Origin of the sequence: Antrihabitans stalagmiti, assembly GCF_016482825.1 — a bacterium.
GTDB lineage: Bacteria > Actinomycetota > Actinomycetes > Mycobacteriales > Mycobacteriaceae > Antrihabitans > Antrihabitans stalagmiti.
Genome location: NZ_JAEMNV010000006.1, coordinates 73,369 through 88,084, shown reverse-complemented (window position 1 = coordinate 88,084; position 14,716 = coordinate 73,369). Strand labels below are relative to the sequence as shown.

Annotated in this window: 15 protein-coding genes; 9 read left to right on the top strand and 6 right to left on the bottom strand. The window is 64.2% G+C overall.

Annotated features, from left to right (window positions below):
• Nucleotides 1–120: 120 nt before the first annotated feature.
• A complete protein-coding gene (locus JGU71_RS18835) occupies nucleotides 121–612 on the bottom strand; it encodes a YflT domain-containing protein (protein WP_199705830.1) in 492 nt (163 codons plus the stop codon).
• Nucleotides 613–683: 71 nt separating this feature from the next.
• Here JGU71_RS18835 and JGU71_RS18830 point away from each other — a divergent pair, with 71 nt between their 5' ends.
• From JGU71_RS18830 to JGU71_RS18810, 5 genes are all read left to right on the top strand, one after another.
• A complete protein-coding gene (locus tag JGU71_RS18830; protein ID WP_199705829.1) occupies nucleotides 684–1,961 on the top strand; it encodes a magnesium transporter MgtE N-terminal domain-containing protein in 1,278 nt (425 codons plus the stop codon).
• Nucleotides 1,954–2,574, top strand: coding sequence for a DUF1003 domain-containing protein (locus tag JGU71_RS18825; RefSeq protein WP_199705828.1), 621 nt, complete (start codon nucleotides 1,954–1,956; stop codon nucleotides 2,572–2,574). The genes JGU71_RS18830 and JGU71_RS18825 overlap by 8 nt, the downstream gene beginning before the upstream one ends.
• A gap of 75 nt (nucleotides 2,575–2,649) precedes the next feature.
• The gene (locus tag JGU71_RS18820) at nucleotides 2,650–3,819 is read left to right on the top strand and encodes a lytic transglycosylase domain-containing protein (RefSeq protein ID WP_199705827.1); all 1,170 of its coding nucleotides are present in this window, start codon (nucleotides 2,650–2,652) and stop codon (nucleotides 3,817–3,819) included.
• A 118-nt stretch (nucleotides 3,820–3,937) separates the two neighbouring features.
• Complete coding sequence (locus JGU71_RS18815; protein WP_199705826.1) at nucleotides 3,938–4,783, top strand: lytic transglycosylase domain-containing protein; 846 nt, start codon at nucleotides 3,938–3,940, stop codon at nucleotides 4,781–4,783.
• A 25-nt stretch (nucleotides 4,784–4,808) separates the two neighbouring features.
• Nucleotides 4,809–5,945, top strand: coding sequence for an Mrp/NBP35 family ATP-binding protein (locus tag JGU71_RS18810; RefSeq protein WP_199705825.1), 1,137 nt, complete (start codon nucleotides 4,809–4,811; stop codon nucleotides 5,943–5,945).
• 27 nt (nucleotides 5,946–5,972) lie between these two features.
• Here JGU71_RS18810 and tatB read toward each other — a convergent pair whose 3' ends face one another.
• Genes tatB through sigE form a run of 4 tightly spaced genes read right to left on the bottom strand, consistent with a single transcriptional unit; the run spans nucleotide 5,973 to nucleotide 8,972 of the window.
• The gene (tatB, locus tag JGU71_RS18805) at nucleotides 5,973–6,407 is read right to left on the bottom strand and encodes a Sec-independent protein translocase protein TatB (RefSeq protein ID WP_199705824.1); all 435 of its coding nucleotides are present in this window, start codon (nucleotides 6,405–6,407) and stop codon (nucleotides 5,973–5,975) included.
• A gap of 3 nt (nucleotides 6,408–6,410) precedes the next feature.
• On the bottom strand, nucleotides 6,411–7,913 hold the full coding sequence (locus tag JGU71_RS18800; protein WP_199705823.1) for a S1C family serine protease: 1,503 nt from the start codon (nucleotides 7,911–7,913) through the stop codon (nucleotides 6,411–6,413).
• A 10-nt stretch (nucleotides 7,914–7,923) separates the two neighbouring features.
• A complete protein-coding gene (locus tag JGU71_RS18795) occupies nucleotides 7,924–8,286 on the bottom strand; it encodes a hypothetical protein (RefSeq protein ID WP_307829735.1) in 363 nt (120 codons plus the stop codon).
• A gap of 41 nt (nucleotides 8,287–8,327) precedes the next feature.
• Nucleotides 8,328–8,972, bottom strand: a complete 645-nt coding sequence (gene sigE / locus JGU71_RS18790; RefSeq protein WP_199706077.1) for an RNA polymerase sigma factor SigE — start codon at nucleotides 8,970–8,972, stop codon at nucleotides 8,328–8,330.
• Between the two features lie 388 nt (nucleotides 8,973–9,360).
• Here sigE and JGU71_RS18785 point away from each other — a divergent pair, with 388 nt between their 5' ends.
• The 4 genes from JGU71_RS18785 to JGU71_RS18770 all read left to right on the top strand — a co-directional run bounded on the left by JGU71_RS18785 (nucleotide 9,361) and on the right by JGU71_RS18770 (nucleotide 13,298).
• Nucleotides 9,361–9,993, top strand: a complete 633-nt coding sequence (locus tag JGU71_RS18785) for an O-methyltransferase (protein WP_199705822.1) — start codon at nucleotides 9,361–9,363, stop codon at nucleotides 9,991–9,993.
• 73 nt (nucleotides 9,994–10,066) lie between these two features.
• Nucleotides 10,067–10,732 carry a TetR/AcrR family transcriptional regulator gene (locus JGU71_RS18780; protein ID WP_199705821.1) on the top strand — a complete coding sequence of 222 codons (666 nt, stop codon included), beginning with the start codon at nucleotides 10,067–10,069 and terminating at the stop codon, nucleotides 10,730–10,732.
• Nucleotides 10,729–11,661, top strand: a complete 933-nt coding sequence (locus tag JGU71_RS18775) for an ABC transporter ATP-binding protein (protein WP_199705820.1) — start codon at nucleotides 10,729–10,731, stop codon at nucleotides 11,659–11,661. The genes JGU71_RS18780 and JGU71_RS18775 overlap by 4 nt, the downstream gene beginning before the upstream one ends.
• Nucleotides 11,658–13,298, top strand: a complete 1,641-nt coding sequence (locus tag JGU71_RS18770) for an ABC transporter permease (RefSeq protein WP_199705819.1) — start codon at nucleotides 11,658–11,660, stop codon at nucleotides 13,296–13,298. The genes JGU71_RS18775 and JGU71_RS18770 overlap by 4 nt, the downstream gene beginning before the upstream one ends.
• A 70-nt stretch (nucleotides 13,299–13,368) precedes the next feature.
• On the opposite strand, the gene glgC is transcribed toward JGU71_RS18770, so the two are convergent.
• Entirely contained in the window at nucleotides 13,369–14,583 is a 1,215-nt protein-coding gene (glgC, locus tag JGU71_RS18765; RefSeq protein WP_199705818.1) for a glucose-1-phosphate adenylyltransferase, read from the bottom strand.
• Nucleotides 14,584–14,716 lie beyond the last annotated feature (133 nt).

The following is a 14,716-nucleotide window of genomic DNA, read 5'->3' as shown; positions in this document are numbered from 1 at the left end:
GGCTCACGCGAAGGGCGCGCGACGAGTCGACGTTGTACTCGCAACCGGTTACTTGAATAACCTCTGCAAAACTATCTGAAACCAGGCCCGAACGATATAAGAAAGGCCGTCCTGTGTGGGCTAGAGAGCGAGTTTTGCCAGCAGGTCCCGCGCAGCCTCAGCAGATTTCGGATCGCAGAGCACGTCGTAGCGACCGGCGACCAACTGCATCGACGACGCAAAGTCACGTTGCCCTCTGGTAGCGGCGTAGGGAATGGCCGTCGAGATGACGCCGAAGATGATGCCGCCGGTGATACCGACGATCAGTGGTCCGAACATGCTTCCCGTGGTGAACAGCCCGAGCAGGAGACCGAAGAAGACGCCGAGCCAGGCGCCCGAAACAACCCCGCCGCCAATAACTTTGCCCCACGTCAGTCTGCCGAGAACACGCTCCACCTGCATGAGGTCGACACCTACGATGGTCACGTCCTGCACCGAGAACGCTTGATCCGCAAGGAAGTCGACAGCGCGCTGCGCTTCGGCGTACGTCGGATACGAGCCGATCGGCCAGCCGGACGGTGGTGTCGGAAGCCCTTGGCCCGCACGGTTGGAGCTACCCATAGGATTCGTCATGGCTATATTGTGCATCCCGAAACCGCACCTCGGGAGGGTCGGACCACTGCGCGGCCTCTAACCTGACACCCATGGCAGCGGTCAGCAAGGTATTCGCAGCCAGGCTCGCGGGCCTGGTGGTGCTCGGCCCAGACGGCGAGTCGGTCGGCCGCGTCCGCGACGTCGTCATCACCATTCGCATCGGCAGACAACAGCCGCGGGTACTCGGCTTGGTCGTCGAGTTGCTCACCCACAAAAGGATCTTCGTCCCGATGCTGCGGGTGACTGCCATCGAGCCGAGTTCGGTGACGCTGACGACGGGCAATGTCTCGCTGCGCCGCTTCGCCCAACGACTCGGCGAGGTGCTCGTCCTCGCGCAGGTCCTCGACTCGAAGGTCCGCATCGACGATCCGGAACTCCCCGACCTGCACAACGACACGGTGTTGGTCGTCGACCTCGGACTCGAACTGACCCGTAGCCGAGACTGGGTTGCGGCTCGGGTCGCGGTCCGCGGTCATCGTGGTCGGCTCGGCCGTCGAGCACCGCTGCATGTGGTCGATTGGCCGCACGTGCACGGCCTGACGCCGCAGGACCTCGCGCTTCCCGGCCAAGGCGTTTCCCAGATCCTCATGCAATTCGAAGGCCTTCGAGCGGCAGATGTCGCGAACGCCCTTCGGGAACTTCCCGAGAAGCGCAGGCTCGAGGTCGCGATCGCGCTCGACGACGAACGCCTGGCCGACGTCGTCCAGGAATTGCCCGACGACGACCAGATCGATCTGCTCGGCAAATTGAAGGCCGAACGGGCCGCCGACATCCTCGAGGCGATGGATCCCGACGACGCTGCCGACCTGCTCGGCGAGCTGCCCGATGCCGAAGCCGAAACGTTGCTGAGGTTGATGGACCCGGAGGAATCCGAACCGGTCCGGCGGTTGCTCGAGCACTCCCCCGACACCGCGGGCGGTTTGATGACGCCCGAGCCTGTCATTCTCAATCCCGCGACGACTGTCGCCGAGGCGCTCGCTCGGGTGCGAATTCAGGATCTGACGCCTGCGATCGCGAGTCTGGTGTTCGTCGCGCGGCCACCGTCGGCGACACCGACCGGCCATTACCTCGGTTGCGTGCATCTACAGCAGTTGCTGCGCGAACCGCCCGCAAGTCTCGTCGGCGGCATCATCGACAAGGATCTGCCACGATTGCGCCCCGAAACGCCGTTGGCTGCCGTGACGCGCTACTTCGCGACCTACAACCTCGTCTGCGGTCCCGTCGTGGACGACGAGGGGCATCTGCTCGGCGCGGTGACCGTCGACGACGTTCTCGATCATCTCCTTCCCGAGGACTGGCGCGACGAGGAGGGCGACGACAATGAGTGAGAAGAGGGTCGCGACAGAGAAGGCCGCCGTCCAGTCGGCACGGCAGCGACTCGATACGCCCGTCGGTTCGCGTTTCGCCCGGTTTCAGATCGACGTCGAGGCCGTCGGCCGAGTCGGCGAGAGTTTCGCGCGTTTTCTCGGTACCGGACGTTATCTAGCGATCCAGACCGGGATCGTCATCGTCTGGATTCTGCTGAACATCTTTGCGATCAAGCTGCAGTGGGACCCCTATCCCTTCATTTTGCTGAACCTTGCCTTCTCCACCCAGGCGGCCTATGCAGCGCCGCTGATTCTGCTCGCCCAGAATCGGCAGGAGAATCGCGACCGGGTATCGCTGGAAGAAGACCGCGTTCGGGCAGCCCAAACGAAAGCGGACACCGAGTTCCTTGCTCGCGAACTCGCTGCATTACGAATTGCTATCGGTGAGGTAACGACCCGTGACTATTTGCGGCGAGAACTCGACGAAATCAAAGATCTCATGGTCGAGCGTTTGCCGAATTCCGCAGAAGGACGCAAGAATTCAGGAAAAGGATCAGGTTCCGGTAAATCACGACGCCGCGAGACCGAAGCCAAAATGGCCGATTCCGAAGACCGCCCCGTCACAGGTATGTAACCTGGGTCTCGTTGTCCCGAGCGGCCGGTCGAATATCGGTCGCTGACACAATTCTTGCCGGGTGGTGTTTGTGGAATGCGTTTGAAAGCACCGATTACGGTCTCTGCTTTGGTCTTGGCCGGTCTGGTTTCGGCGGGTTCGTCGTCGAACTCCATGCCGAGCGGACCCGATCCGCGAACGCCTGCGCCTTTACTCGCCGCCGCCGAACAACCCGCCGTGACCGGAATCGTCGGTATCGTTCCGACGACCAACAAACCTGCGCGCAAGTTTCGCGAAGCGACTGCAGCCGCCGGCGTCCCGTTCACGGGCGGCGTCCCGTTGCGCGACGTCGCCATTCCCGGAATCGTCGGCGCACTCGGTATTCCCGAGATCGTGTTGGCCGCCTATCGCAACGCCGAACTCGCACTAGCCGCATCCGAGCCCAACTGCGGCGTCAGTTGGAACCTGCTCGCGGGCATCGGAAAGATCGAATCCGGTCACGCTGGCGGTGGCCGAACCGACGCAGCAGGCACGACGGCTGCGCGGGTGCTCGGTCCGACGCTCGACGGCACGCTCGCAGGCAACAACATCATCAGCGACACCGATGGCGGTGCGCTGGACGGTGATTCGATTCACGACCGCGCTGTCGGACCCATGCAGTTCATCCCCGGTACCTGGAAGTTCTACGCATCCGACGGCAACGGCGACGGCGTTTCCGATCCCAACAACGTTTTCGACGCGACGGTGTCGGCAGCCAAGTACCTGTGCTCGGGCGGTCTCAACCTCCGCGATCCGGCTCAGGAGTTGCGCGCCGTGCTGCGCTACAACAACTCGATGGCTTATGCGGCGAACGTGCTCAGCTGGTCGGCCGCGTACCGGACCGGCGGCTCACCATCGGCGGTGTCCATCTCGCCGGACCTGATCCCGCCCGGCGCGTCACCGATCGATGTTTCCGCGCTCACCGAGGCTGCAGAAGACAAGACGACGACACCTTCGACCACTCCGAGCGAGACCCCGTCCACAACGACGACGCCGCCACCCCCACCGATGATCGTGATCCCGGGCCTGCCGCCGATCCCGTGTGGCATCTTCTGCCCGCCGCCACCACCACCGCCGCCCGCGGCAGACGCACCACAGGCTCAGGGCGCAACGCCCGGTGCTCCTGGCGTGATGCTGGAACAGCCGGCACCGGCCGCTGACCCCGCTCCGATGCCTGCTCCCGTGCCGGCGTTCGGGCTGATCCCGCCGCTGTTCCCCATGCCGTAAGCGCCCGGCCGTGGTCACATGATCACGGTAGGGTAACGGAATAATCTCGAATCAGGTACCCTCGACTCCGGTTCAGTAAACGGAGCGCCTCGCACGAGGCAACGGGGAGGTATCGCTAGTGGGTCGCCACAGCAAGGCATCGAGTTCGAACGTTCGACGCAATTCCTTGATCGCGTTGACCGGGCTCGTTCCCGCTGGACTCGTCACCGCGGTGTCCACCGCCGGCGCAGACGCAGGTGCACCCATCTTCACCCAGCAGACCGCGCACGAATCCGTCACTACCGAGCAGGCTTCGGCAGCGCCGATCGCCGCCAGCGTCGTACCGCAGGCGCCCGTCGCCACCCCCGAGCCTGCGCCCGAACCACCTCCAGCCCCCGTGACACCGCCGCTGCCGACGAGCATCGCAGCAGGCGCGCTCGGCATACCGGGCGTCAACCTCGCCGCCTACAGGGCCGCAGCGCAGACCCTGGCCGCCCAGAACCCCGTGTGCAACATGCCCTGGACGCTGATCGCCGGTATCGGTCGCGTCGAGTCGACCCATGCGAACGACGGCAAAGCCGATATCGCAGGCAACCTCACCACCCCGATCTACGGTCCGATCCTCGACGGCAGCCTGTCGGGCAACAACGTCATTCACGACTCCGACGGCGGCGCACTCGATGGCAACAGCGGTTACGACCGCGCTGTCGGACCGATGCAGTTCCTACCCGAGACCTGGAAGCGGTACGCCGCCGACGGCAACGGCGACGGGGTTGCCGATCCGCAGAATCTTTTCGACGCAGCATTGACGACCGGCAAGTACCTGTGCGACGGCAATCTCGACATGCGCGACCTCGGACAGCAGACCAAAGCGATCCTGCGCTACAACAACTCGATGGCCTACGTCGCCAACGTCGTGGCGTGGTCACTCGGCTATGCGACGGGGATCACCCCGCCCGCAGAGGCACTGCCGCGAATTCACTGACCCAGGCCTCCGTAGGATCGAGTTCATGTCAGTCGTCACGGAATCAGCCGTTCGGTCCGCACTCGCGAAAGTGGACGATCCTGAGATCCGCAAGCCGATCACCGAACTCGGCATGGTCAAGAGCATCGACATCGCCGACGACGCCAGCGTGCACATCGTCGTCTGGCTCACCACGGCCGGTTGCCCCATGCGCTCGGAGATCACCGGTCGGGTAACCAAGGCGGTCGCCGACGTCGCAGGCGTCGGCACGGTATCGGTCGATCTCGACGTCATGAACGACGAACAACGCACCGCGCTTCGCAAGTCGTTGCGCGGCGACTCTGCCGAACCCGTCATACCGTTCGCTCAGCCGGGCTCGCTCACCCGCGTCTATGCCGTCGCATCAGGTAAGGGCGGGGTCGGAAAATCAAGCGTCACAGTCAATCTCGCCGCAGCGATGGCGGCACGCGGACTGTCCGTAGGCGTTCTCGACGCCGATATCTACGGCCACTCGGTCCCTCGCATGCTCGGCACGGATGCTCGTCCGACACAGGTCGAGAAGATGATCATGCCGCCGATCGCACACAACGTGAAGATGATCTCGATCGCGCAGTTCACCACCGGCAACACCCCTGTCGTATGGCGTGGACCGATGCTGCACCGCGCACTGCAACAGTTCCTCGCCGACGTGTTCTGGGGCGACCTGGACGTGCTGCTGCTCGACCTGCCGCCGGGAACAGGTGACATCGCGATCTCCATCGCCCAGCTGATTCCGGGCGCGGAAATTCTCGTCGTGACGACACCGCAGCCCGCCGCAGCCGAGGTGGCCGAGCGTGCGGGCGCGATCGCGTTGCAGACCCGTCAGCGCATCGTCGGCGTTGTCGAGAACATGTCCTGGATGGAACTGCCCGACGGCTCTCGTATGGACGTCTTCGGCAGCGGCGGGGGTCAGGCCGTCGCCGACCGACTCACCAAGGCCGTCGGCTCGAACGTCCCTCTGCTCGGCCAGATTCCACTCGAGCAGGCAGTTCGCGAAGCGGGCGACGACGGCGAGCCCATCGTGCTGCGTGATCCGGAATCACCGGCTGCGGTCGCGCTTGCTGCTGTCGCGGAGAAGTTGTCGGTACGGCGTCGCGGTCTGGCAGGCATGTCGTTGAGCATCGACACGACTAAGAATTTCTGAACGCGCCGAACTTCTGAACGCGCCCGCTCAGGTCGCGTCGGTGTCGATCGGTGGGCGTTCGCCCGAATCCGGTTTCGCGAGGTTCGACCCTGACGAACTCGGCTTCGAGAGGTTCGGTGTGTTGGACGCACGGAACTCCGGAGCCGCCGTCGGCTCGGCGGACTTCGGCTTCTCGAAGCTCGTCAGCAGTGAATCGTCGCCGTCGAGAAGGTGTTTCGTGATCAACGACCGCGGCGTCATCCCACGCAGCTGATTGATCTCCGACAGCGGTTTCCGAAGATCGTCGAACTCGGGACCGAGTTCGTCCTTGAGTTGCTGGGTCGCGCCGCTCGCGTAGTTCCTGACCTGACGTAGGGACTTGGTCACCCACATCACCGCACCCGGAAGCCTTTCGGGACCAAGGATGACCAGTGCTGCAACAAGTAGCACCATCATTTCGCCCCAACCGATGTTTCCGAACATGGGTCAGTCCGAACCGAGCGTGATCTGCACGTCGACCAATCGGCCGTCGCGAACGAGCTGCAGCGGAACGGTCGCTCCGATCGCCTGCGATTGCACGGCGACGACCAACTCGTCCGCGTTGGTGACCTCGCGATCACCGACCTTGACGATGATGTCACCCTCGACCAGACCGGCCTGTTGAGCGGGACTGCCATCGCGAACGTTGGCGATCTCGGCGCCGCTGGTCGCGTCGTTGACAACCGACCTGGCGTTCACACCGATGTCCGGGTGGCGCATCACACCGTCTCGAATGAGCGCCTGCGCAACACGGGTGACATCGTCGATCGGGATTGCGAAGCCGAGGCCGACCGAACCGCCGCTCTGGCTGCGAATCGCGGTGTTGATGCCGATCACGCGACCTTCTTCGTCGACCAGCGGTCCGCCCGAGTTACCGGGGTTGATGGCTGCGTCGGTCTGTACGGCATCGATGACGGCGTTGGTGTCGGAGCCTTCGCCGCTGAGGCGTACCGGGCGGTTCAGCGCGCTGACGATGCCGCTTGTCACCGTTTTGCTGAGCCCGAGGGGCGAGCCGACCGCGACGACGTCCTCGCCGACCTGCACGTCGCCGGAACGGCCGAGTTGCGCGACCGTGAGGTTCTTCGCTTCGACCTTCAGGATCGCGAGGTCGGTCTTGGTGTCACGACCGACGATCCGGGCCGGGGTCTTGGTGCCGTCCGAGAACAACACCTGAATCTTCGCGTTGCCGCTCGTATCCGTGGCCGCCATCGAGATCACGTGGTTGTTGGTTGCGATGAAGCCTTCGCCGTCGATGACGACGCCCGACCCCGTCGCAGCGTTGTCGCCGAGCGTCACCTGGATCGAAACCACGGCGGGCAGCACGGCATCGGCGACCTTGGCGACCTGACCACGGGGTTCGTCCGAGTCGGCACCGACCTGCTGCAATTCGACCTTGTTGCTCGTCAGGTCGCCGAAATCGACGGTCAAGCCGACCAACGCCCCGACCGCGCCGCCGAGCAGACCGACGACAAGAGCGATCGCGGCCAGCGACGCAAGAGCTTTCGGAGCGACCTTCGAGCCGAACAGCACTTCGCGAGCGCCGAGTTTACGACCGTCGGGCTTGGTCTCGGGTGCAGGCTTGGCCAACGCAGGCGGACCGAGGCGCGCCGCGGCGTCCGGGTCGCCCCAGGGGTCCGGCTCTTGCGTCGCACCGACGGGAGCGGTGAGGCCTTCGGGATCACGCTGAATGGAATCGGCTTCACCCGGCGGGCGACCGAAGGCCTCGGCCAGGATGGGATCCGGCGGGCGGACCTGCAGGTCCGGCGACGACGCGACCCGGCGAGCAGTGGGTACGAACGAACCCGTCACGCCACTCGGCCTGCCGAACGCGCGGGTGAAGGAATGATCGATCGCGGGACGATATACCGGGCGGGGTCCGAGCACCGGGGCATCAGCAGGTCGCAGGTTGCCGGAGTCCGTTTGCCGTGGCGTGGTCGATTCCGAGGTCACTCGGCAAACTCTACTTGCGCCAACGCAGGGACCACCGCTTGCTCTCGTGCGACGCCGGGTAATCGCGTCCACAACCAGGAAATTCGCCGGTAGGTATCTGACTGAGCGCTCCGAGCAGCGTCGCAGGTATCGACACGTGCGCGGACCGCCGCAACGCACCGCGTGCCTGCTGCTGAGCCTCGACTTCGGCAGCACATTCGGTACAGATGCCAACATGCTGCGCAGCACGAAGATAGGCGTTCATCCGAAGTTCACCGTCGACGTAGGCGGCTATGGCCTCGCTTGCCAGATGTTCGGTCGAGGAGAAACGGCGTACCGGGGGAAGTTTGCCGTCCTCAGAGGACGAACTCCCACTCCCGCTCAATGCCGTCATCAGGTCCTCCCGGTCGTCGCCGAACTTCGTCACCGACCGAGTCATCGGAGTGCGTGTTCGACCTTGTCGTCCGCGTCGTGCTCTGCGTTCTTGGCGTTCTTCGCCAGGTGCTCCCGCAATGCCTGCCGACCGCGGTGGATGCGGCTGCGGACGGTACCCAGCTTCACTCCCAGTGTGGCACCGATCTCCTCGTAGGACAGGCCTTCGATGTCACACAGCACAACCGCGGCGCGAAATTCCGGCGCCAACGAGTCGAGGGCAGACTGTAGATCGGGGTCGAGACGCGAATCGTGGTAGGCCTGCTCGGGCCCAGGGCCTTCGGCGGGAACGCGATCGTAGTCGTCGGGAAGCGCCTCCATCCGAATCCGGTTGCGGCGGCGGACCATGTCGAGGAAGAGGTTGGTCGTGATGCGATGCAACCAGCCTTCGAACGTGCCCGGCTGGTAGTTGGACAGCGAGCGGAACACTCTGATGAAGGTGTCCTGGGTCAGGTCTTCGGCATCCTGCGCATCGCCGGAAAGTCGGTATGCAAGCCGATAGACGCGGTCGGCGTGCTCACGGACGAGTTCGTCCCACGACGGCATGGTCGACTGCTCACCCGTTGCGTCGAAAGCCGCGGTGCCGCTCAGTTCGAACGTCGCGTCGGACTCAGTGGTGGTGTCGGTAGAGGTTTCGGTGGTCGAAATGTTGCCAGCGGCTGTGTTGTCGAGCTCGCCGCCGACCACTCCCGCCCGGGGATCGCCCGGGAGGTTGGAATAGTCGCGTGCCGCACTCACCGTGTGGATGGGTGAAACCTCCTGCTCAGGACCGCGGGGCGTCGAAACGGTTTACACCGAACCCCATTTACGAACTTCAACTCGTCGGTATCGGGCTTTGTTCCCACCGGATCGTCGAGTTTCGTTCACGTGTTCGGCAAGTTCGGCATCCACGGTCGGATGGTCTTGCGTGCCATAACTCTCTCCTGCCCCGATATGCCAGAGGTGAGAATCGCCTGAGGGATGCCTGAGAAATCTTCCGTGTCCGCTGTGGTCGCGCCTCGACGACCCGGGCACACGGCAGCTATAACCTCGGTTCGTGGAAACGAATGCGCAACGAACGTTGAACTACGTCGAGGAATCGGTCGTCGAGGACGAGATTCTGGTGGCTGCGCGGGAGCGCGCCGTCGATCTGGGTGCGGCGCCGGTTCCCCCATCGGTCGGTGCGCTGCTGAGTATGTTCGCTCAACTGCTCGACGCGAAGACGGTCGTCGAGGTCGGCACCGGTGCCGGAATCAGTGGTCTGTGGCTGCTCGACGGCATGCGCGACGACGGCACACTGACCACTATCGACAGCGAACCGGAGCATCAGCGCGCCGCGAAAGACGCTTTCCGATCGGCCGGTATCGCGGGGTCACGAACTCGGCTCATCAACGGCCGCGCCCTCGACGTGCTGCCGCGGCTCGCGGACGCCGGTTACGACCTGGTGTTCGTCGATACGACGCCGGTCGATCACCCGCTCTATGTGGAGCAGGGAGTACGTCTGCTGCGCCCTGGCGGTTTGATAGTGTTCCACAACGCCCTGCTCAGCGGTCGGGTTGCGGATTCGACGCAGCGTGATGCCGCGACCGTCGCCGTGCGCGCTGCCGCACGTGCCATCGCCGAAGACGGGCGGCTGACCAAGGTGCTGATACCGGTCGGCGACGGGTTGCTCTGCGCTTCTCGGGGCTAGCCCTCACCACACGAACGCTCGCTTCGCGATTGGCTGTTGCCAGACGATTGAACAAGTGTTTAAACTGTTGAACATGCGTTCAAGCTCGCCGTCCGATCGAGACCTGACCACCCGCGCCCGAATTCGTGACGCGGCGATCGTGGTATTCGGCGAACAGGGTTTCGGAACCGGCGTTCGAGCAATAGCGACCGCGGCAGGTATCTCCCCTGGGCTCGTCAACCACCACTTCGGTTCGAAGGACGGACTCAGAGAGGCCTGCGACAACCACGTTCTCGAGGTCATCCGCGACGACAAGGCCGGATTCCTCACGGCTCCGAGCGGTGCTGTGATGCTCGAGAAACTAGCTGCAATCGAGGCCTACGCACCGCTCATCGCCTACATAGTTCGCAGCTTCTCGGCCGGCGGCCGGTTGGCCGAATCGCTTTTCGAGCATTTCGTCGACAACACCGCCGACTATCTTGCTGCCGGTGTCGCTGCGGGCACCCTGCGGCCGAGCCGCGACCCGGCCGCGAGGGCCCGCTACTTCACGCTCCAAGGCCTCGGCGGGCTGATGATCTTCTTCCAGATGAAATTCGAAACCGACGTCACCGTCGATTTCGGCGCAGCGCTGCGCGAGTACTCGGAGCTGACGACCATGCCCGCGCTCGAGATCTTCACCGAGGGCCTGCTCACCGACTCGTCTCTGCTCGACGCACTCGTCGAATCACGTTCAACCACATCGAATCAGGAGTCAGCATGACCAGCGCAATCATCACCGTCGACGGCCTGCACAAGCATTTCGGTCACGTCCACGCGTTGGATGGCTTGAATCTCGAAGTCGCACAGGGCGAAGTACACGGGTTCCTCGGACCGAACGGGTCGGGGAAGTCGACGACCATTCGGGTACTACTCGGAATTCTGCGGGCCACGTCGGGCAACGTCCGCCTTTTCGGCAAGGATCCGTGGCGCGACGCCGTCGAGCTGCATCGCGACATTGCTTACGTACCAGGCGATGTCACGCTGTGGCCGAACCTCACCGGCGGCGAGACCATCGACCTGCTCGCTCGTATGCGCGGCGGAATCGACGCCGCCCGTCGGTCCGAGTTGATCGAGCGATACGACTTCGATCCACGCAAGAAGGCACGCACCTACTCCAAGGGCAATCGACAGAAGGTCGCGCTCGTGTCCGCGTTCTCTTCCAACGCCAGTCTGTTACTGCTCGACGAGCCTACGTCGGGTCTGGATCCGTTGATGGAACAGGTCTTTCGCGAATGCGTTGCCGAAGCCCGCGAGCGCGGCGCGACGGTACTGCTCTCCAGCCACATCCTTTCCGAAGTCGACGCACTCTGCGAGCGAGTCACCATCATCAGGGCAGGAAAAACCGTCGAGAGCGGGACACTGGCATCGATGCGGCACCTCAGCCGGACCTCCATCACAGCCGAATTGCTCGGCGACCCAGGCGATCTGAGCCGGATACCCGGCGTCGAAGACATCACGATCGACGGCAACACAGTGCAGTGCCAGGTGGACAGCAGTCATCTCGGCGAACTGATCCGAGTGCTCGGCGACATCGGAGTACGGACCCTCGTCAGCGCGCCACCCACACTGGAGGAGCTGTTCCTGCGGCACTACGAGACCGACGGCGGTGCGGGAAACGTTGCACGCACAACGGAGAAGGTCGGCGCATGAGTACCGCAACTGTGCCGAGAAGTGCTGACCACGAACATCGTTCAGCGCTGTCCAACGATTTCGCGGGTACCCTCTACCAGCTTCGCCTTTTCGCGCGGCGCGATCGCATCGTGCTACCGCTGTGGACGGCAGCACTCGGGTTGCTGCTGCCGATCACCTACGTCGGCAGCATCGAAAGCGTCTACCCGACGGCAGCGGACCGCATCGCCTTCGCTACGACGACGGCAGCAAGTCCAGCCCAGATCGCCATGTACGGACCGATTTTCAACGCAAGTCCCGGCGCCGTCACGATCTGGAAGGCCGGCGCTCTGTACACGATCATCGCGTTGGCTGTCATCCTCACGGTCATCAGACATACCAGGGGCGAAGAGGAGAGCGGTCGGGCCGAGCTCGTCGAATCCGCCTCCGTCGGCAGGTATTCCGGCCTGACGGCAGCGTTGCTCCTTGCGATCGGCGCAGCAGGTCTGACCGGAGTCATGAGTGCCGCCGCGCTGATCGGCGGCGGGCTACCCGTCGGCGGCTCGGTCGGTTTCGGTGCGGCACTCGCCGGCTCGGGAATCGTCTTCGCGGGTGTCGCTGCGATTGCCGCACAGGTCAGTACAGGCGCTCGGGTCGCACGCGGGGTTGCGCTCTCCGTACTGGCTGCGTCGTTTGCGATCCGTGCCGTCGGCGATGCCGGGTCGGGTGCCGCGAGTTGGTTCTCGCCACAGGGCTGGTCGCTGCAGTTGCGCCCGTACGCCGGCGAGCGCTGGTGGGTCCTGTTGCTGCACTTGACGACAACGGTCGTCCTCGTCGGCATCGCCTTCGCACTCCTGCGGCAACGCGACAGAGGCGCGGGACTCATCGCCGAACGTCCCGGTCCACCTGCGGCGACTGCCGCACTTGCCGGCACCCTCGGACTGGCGTGGCGGATGCACCGTGGCACCGTCGTTGCGTGGACGGTCGGACTCGGCCTCTACGGTCTGCTGATCGGCAGTGCCGCCAAAGGAATCGGCGGACAGATCGGGGACAGCCAGGCCATAGTCGACATCATCGAACGCGCAGGCGGTCCGAAGTCGCTGGAAGAATCGTTCATCGGCTTCGGCCTGACGTTCCTCGGCATCGCGGGTTCCGCGTTCGCGATCTCGGCCGCGCTTCGGATGCATGGCGAAGAGGCAGCACAGCGTCTCGAATCGGTCCTCGCCGGTGCGGTCGGCCGGACCCGTTGGGCAGCAAGTCATGTGCTGTTCGCACTCCTCGGTCCCGCGATTGCGATGCTCGTCGCGGGGCTGGCGGTAGGACTGACCTACGGCTCGGCCACCGGCGATATCGGTGGCACCCTGCCCGGCGTCCTCGCAGGAGCACTGGTCCAGTTGCCCGCGATCTGGCTGTGCGCGGGGGTGACCGTCGCGCTCTTCGGTCTGCTCCCCCGGTTCACGTCCCTCGCGTGGGGTGTCCTCGTGACGTTCGTGCTGATCTTCATCGTCGGTTCGATCGCGAACTTCCCGCAGCCGGTGCGAGATCTGGAGCCCTACAGTCACCTACCGAAACTGCCTGGCGGTGAGTTCGTCGCGGCGCCGATCGTCTGGCTGCTGCTACTCACAGCGGCGCTGCTTACGGCAGGTCTGGTCGCCTTACGGCGCCGCGATTTGACCTAGGGCGCTACGCGCCTCGTGAGTCCTTTCGGAGGGCGGACCCTCCAAAAGGACTCACGAGCGGCGTAGCCGCCTAGATCCAAATTCCCTTGCCGACGGTGACGACCCCACCGTTGCTGACCGCGAAACGATCACGGTCGCGGTCCGGATCGACACCGATCACTTCACCGTCACCGACGACGACGTTCTTGTCCAGGATCGCGTGCCGCACGACCGCGCCCTTGCCGATTCGGCAGCCCGGCATCACGACGCTGCCCTCGACTGTGGCACCGGAATCGATCATCACGTTGCTGCTGATCACCGAATTGCGGACCGTCGCCGCGGACAGGATGCAGCCCGCACCGACGATCGACTCCTGCGCGAGACCACCCTGGACGAACTTCGCGGGCGGCAGATTCTCCGACAGACCTCGGATCGGCCAGCGCCGGTTGTAGAGGTTGAACACAGGGTGCACGGACACGAGGTCCATGTGGGCGTCGTAGAACGCGTCGATGGTTCCGACATCGCGCCAGTAACCGCGATCACGGTCGGTCGCACCGGGCACCACGTTGTCCTTGAAGTCGTAGACATTCGCTTCGCCAGCGGACACGAGAGCGGGAATGATGTCGCCACCCATGTCGTGATCGGAGTCGGAGTTCTCCGAATCGGCCTTGATCGTGTCGACGAGCACCTTCGTGGTGAAGACGTAGTTGCCCATCGACGCGAACGTCGCATTCGGGTCGTCGGGCGTTCCCGGCGGATGCGCAGGCTTTTCGAGGAACTGAGTGATCTTCCCCTTCTCGTCGGCGTCGATGCAGCCGAAGGCCGTCGCCTCGCTGCGCGGGACCCGAATACCGGCAACGGTGACGCCCGCGCCGGACTCGATGTGCTGCTGCACCATCTGCTCGGGGTCCATGCGATACACGTGGTCGGCACCGAAGACGACGATGTACTCGGGATCCTCGTCGTAGATCAGGTTCATCGACTGCAGGATCGCATCGGCGCTACCCGTGTACCACCGCGGCCCGAGACGCTGCTGCGCCGGAACCGGAGTGATGTACTCGCCCGCGAACCCGGACAGTCGCCAGGTCTGCGATATGTGGCGGTCCAGCGAGTGCGACTTGTACTGCGTGAGAACGCAGATGCGCAGGTACCCCGCGTTCACGAGGTTGCTGAGAACGAAGTCGATCAGACGATAAGCACCGCCGAAAGGCACGGCTGGCTTAGCTCTGTCTGCGGTCAGCGGGTATAGGCGTTTGCCGACACCGCCGGCTAGCACGATACCGAGCACATGCGGCTGGCTCCTCACATCTGCAAACCTATCCGTCGACAGACTCCACCGCTACCGTGCCCTTCCCAAAACCTACTTTCGGGCCGCTCTCGCCACCGAGCAGCCGAGCGGATACGTTGGGAACGTGAGCACACCGGCGGCCCCCAACGTT

What these genes read in the sequence shown, in the direction of transcription:
- tatB (WP_199705824.1), bottom strand. Translation starts at nt 6,407, where the DNA reads ATGTTCGGAAACATCGGTTGGGGCGAAATGATGGTGCTACTTGTTGCA.
- JGU71_RS18775 (WP_199705820.1), top strand. Translation starts at nt 10,729, where the DNA reads ATGACCAGCGCAATCATCACCGTCGACGGCCTGCACAAGCATTTCGGT.
- JGU71_RS18820 (WP_199705827.1), top strand. Translation starts at nt 2,650, where the DNA reads ATGCGTTTGAAAGCACCGATTACGGTCTCTGCTTTGGTCTTGGCCGGT.
- JGU71_RS18835 (WP_199705830.1), bottom strand. Translation starts at nt 612, where the DNA reads ATGACGAATCCTATGGGTAGCTCCAACCGTGCGGGCCAAGGGCTTCCG.
- JGU71_RS18830 (WP_199705829.1), top strand. Translation starts at nt 684, where the DNA reads ATGGCAGCGGTCAGCAAGGTATTCGCAGCCAGGCTCGCGGGCCTGGTG.
- JGU71_RS18825 (WP_199705828.1), top strand. Translation starts at nt 1,954, where the DNA reads ATGAGTGAGAAGAGGGTCGCGACAGAGAAGGCCGCCGTCCAGTCGGCA.
- JGU71_RS18780 (WP_199705821.1), top strand. Translation starts at nt 10,067, where the DNA reads ATGCGTTCAAGCTCGCCGTCCGATCGAGACCTGACCACCCGCGCCCGA.
- JGU71_RS18810 (WP_199705825.1), top strand. Translation starts at nt 4,809, where the DNA reads ATGTCAGTCGTCACGGAATCAGCCGTTCGGTCCGCACTCGCGAAAGTG.
- JGU71_RS18795 (WP_307829735.1), bottom strand. Translation starts at nt 8,286, where the DNA reads ATGACGGCATTGAGCGGGAGTGGGAGTTCGTCCTCTGAGGACGGCAAA.
- JGU71_RS18770 (WP_199705819.1), top strand. Translation starts at nt 11,658, where the DNA reads ATGAGTACCGCAACTGTGCCGAGAAGTGCTGACCACGAACATCGTTCA.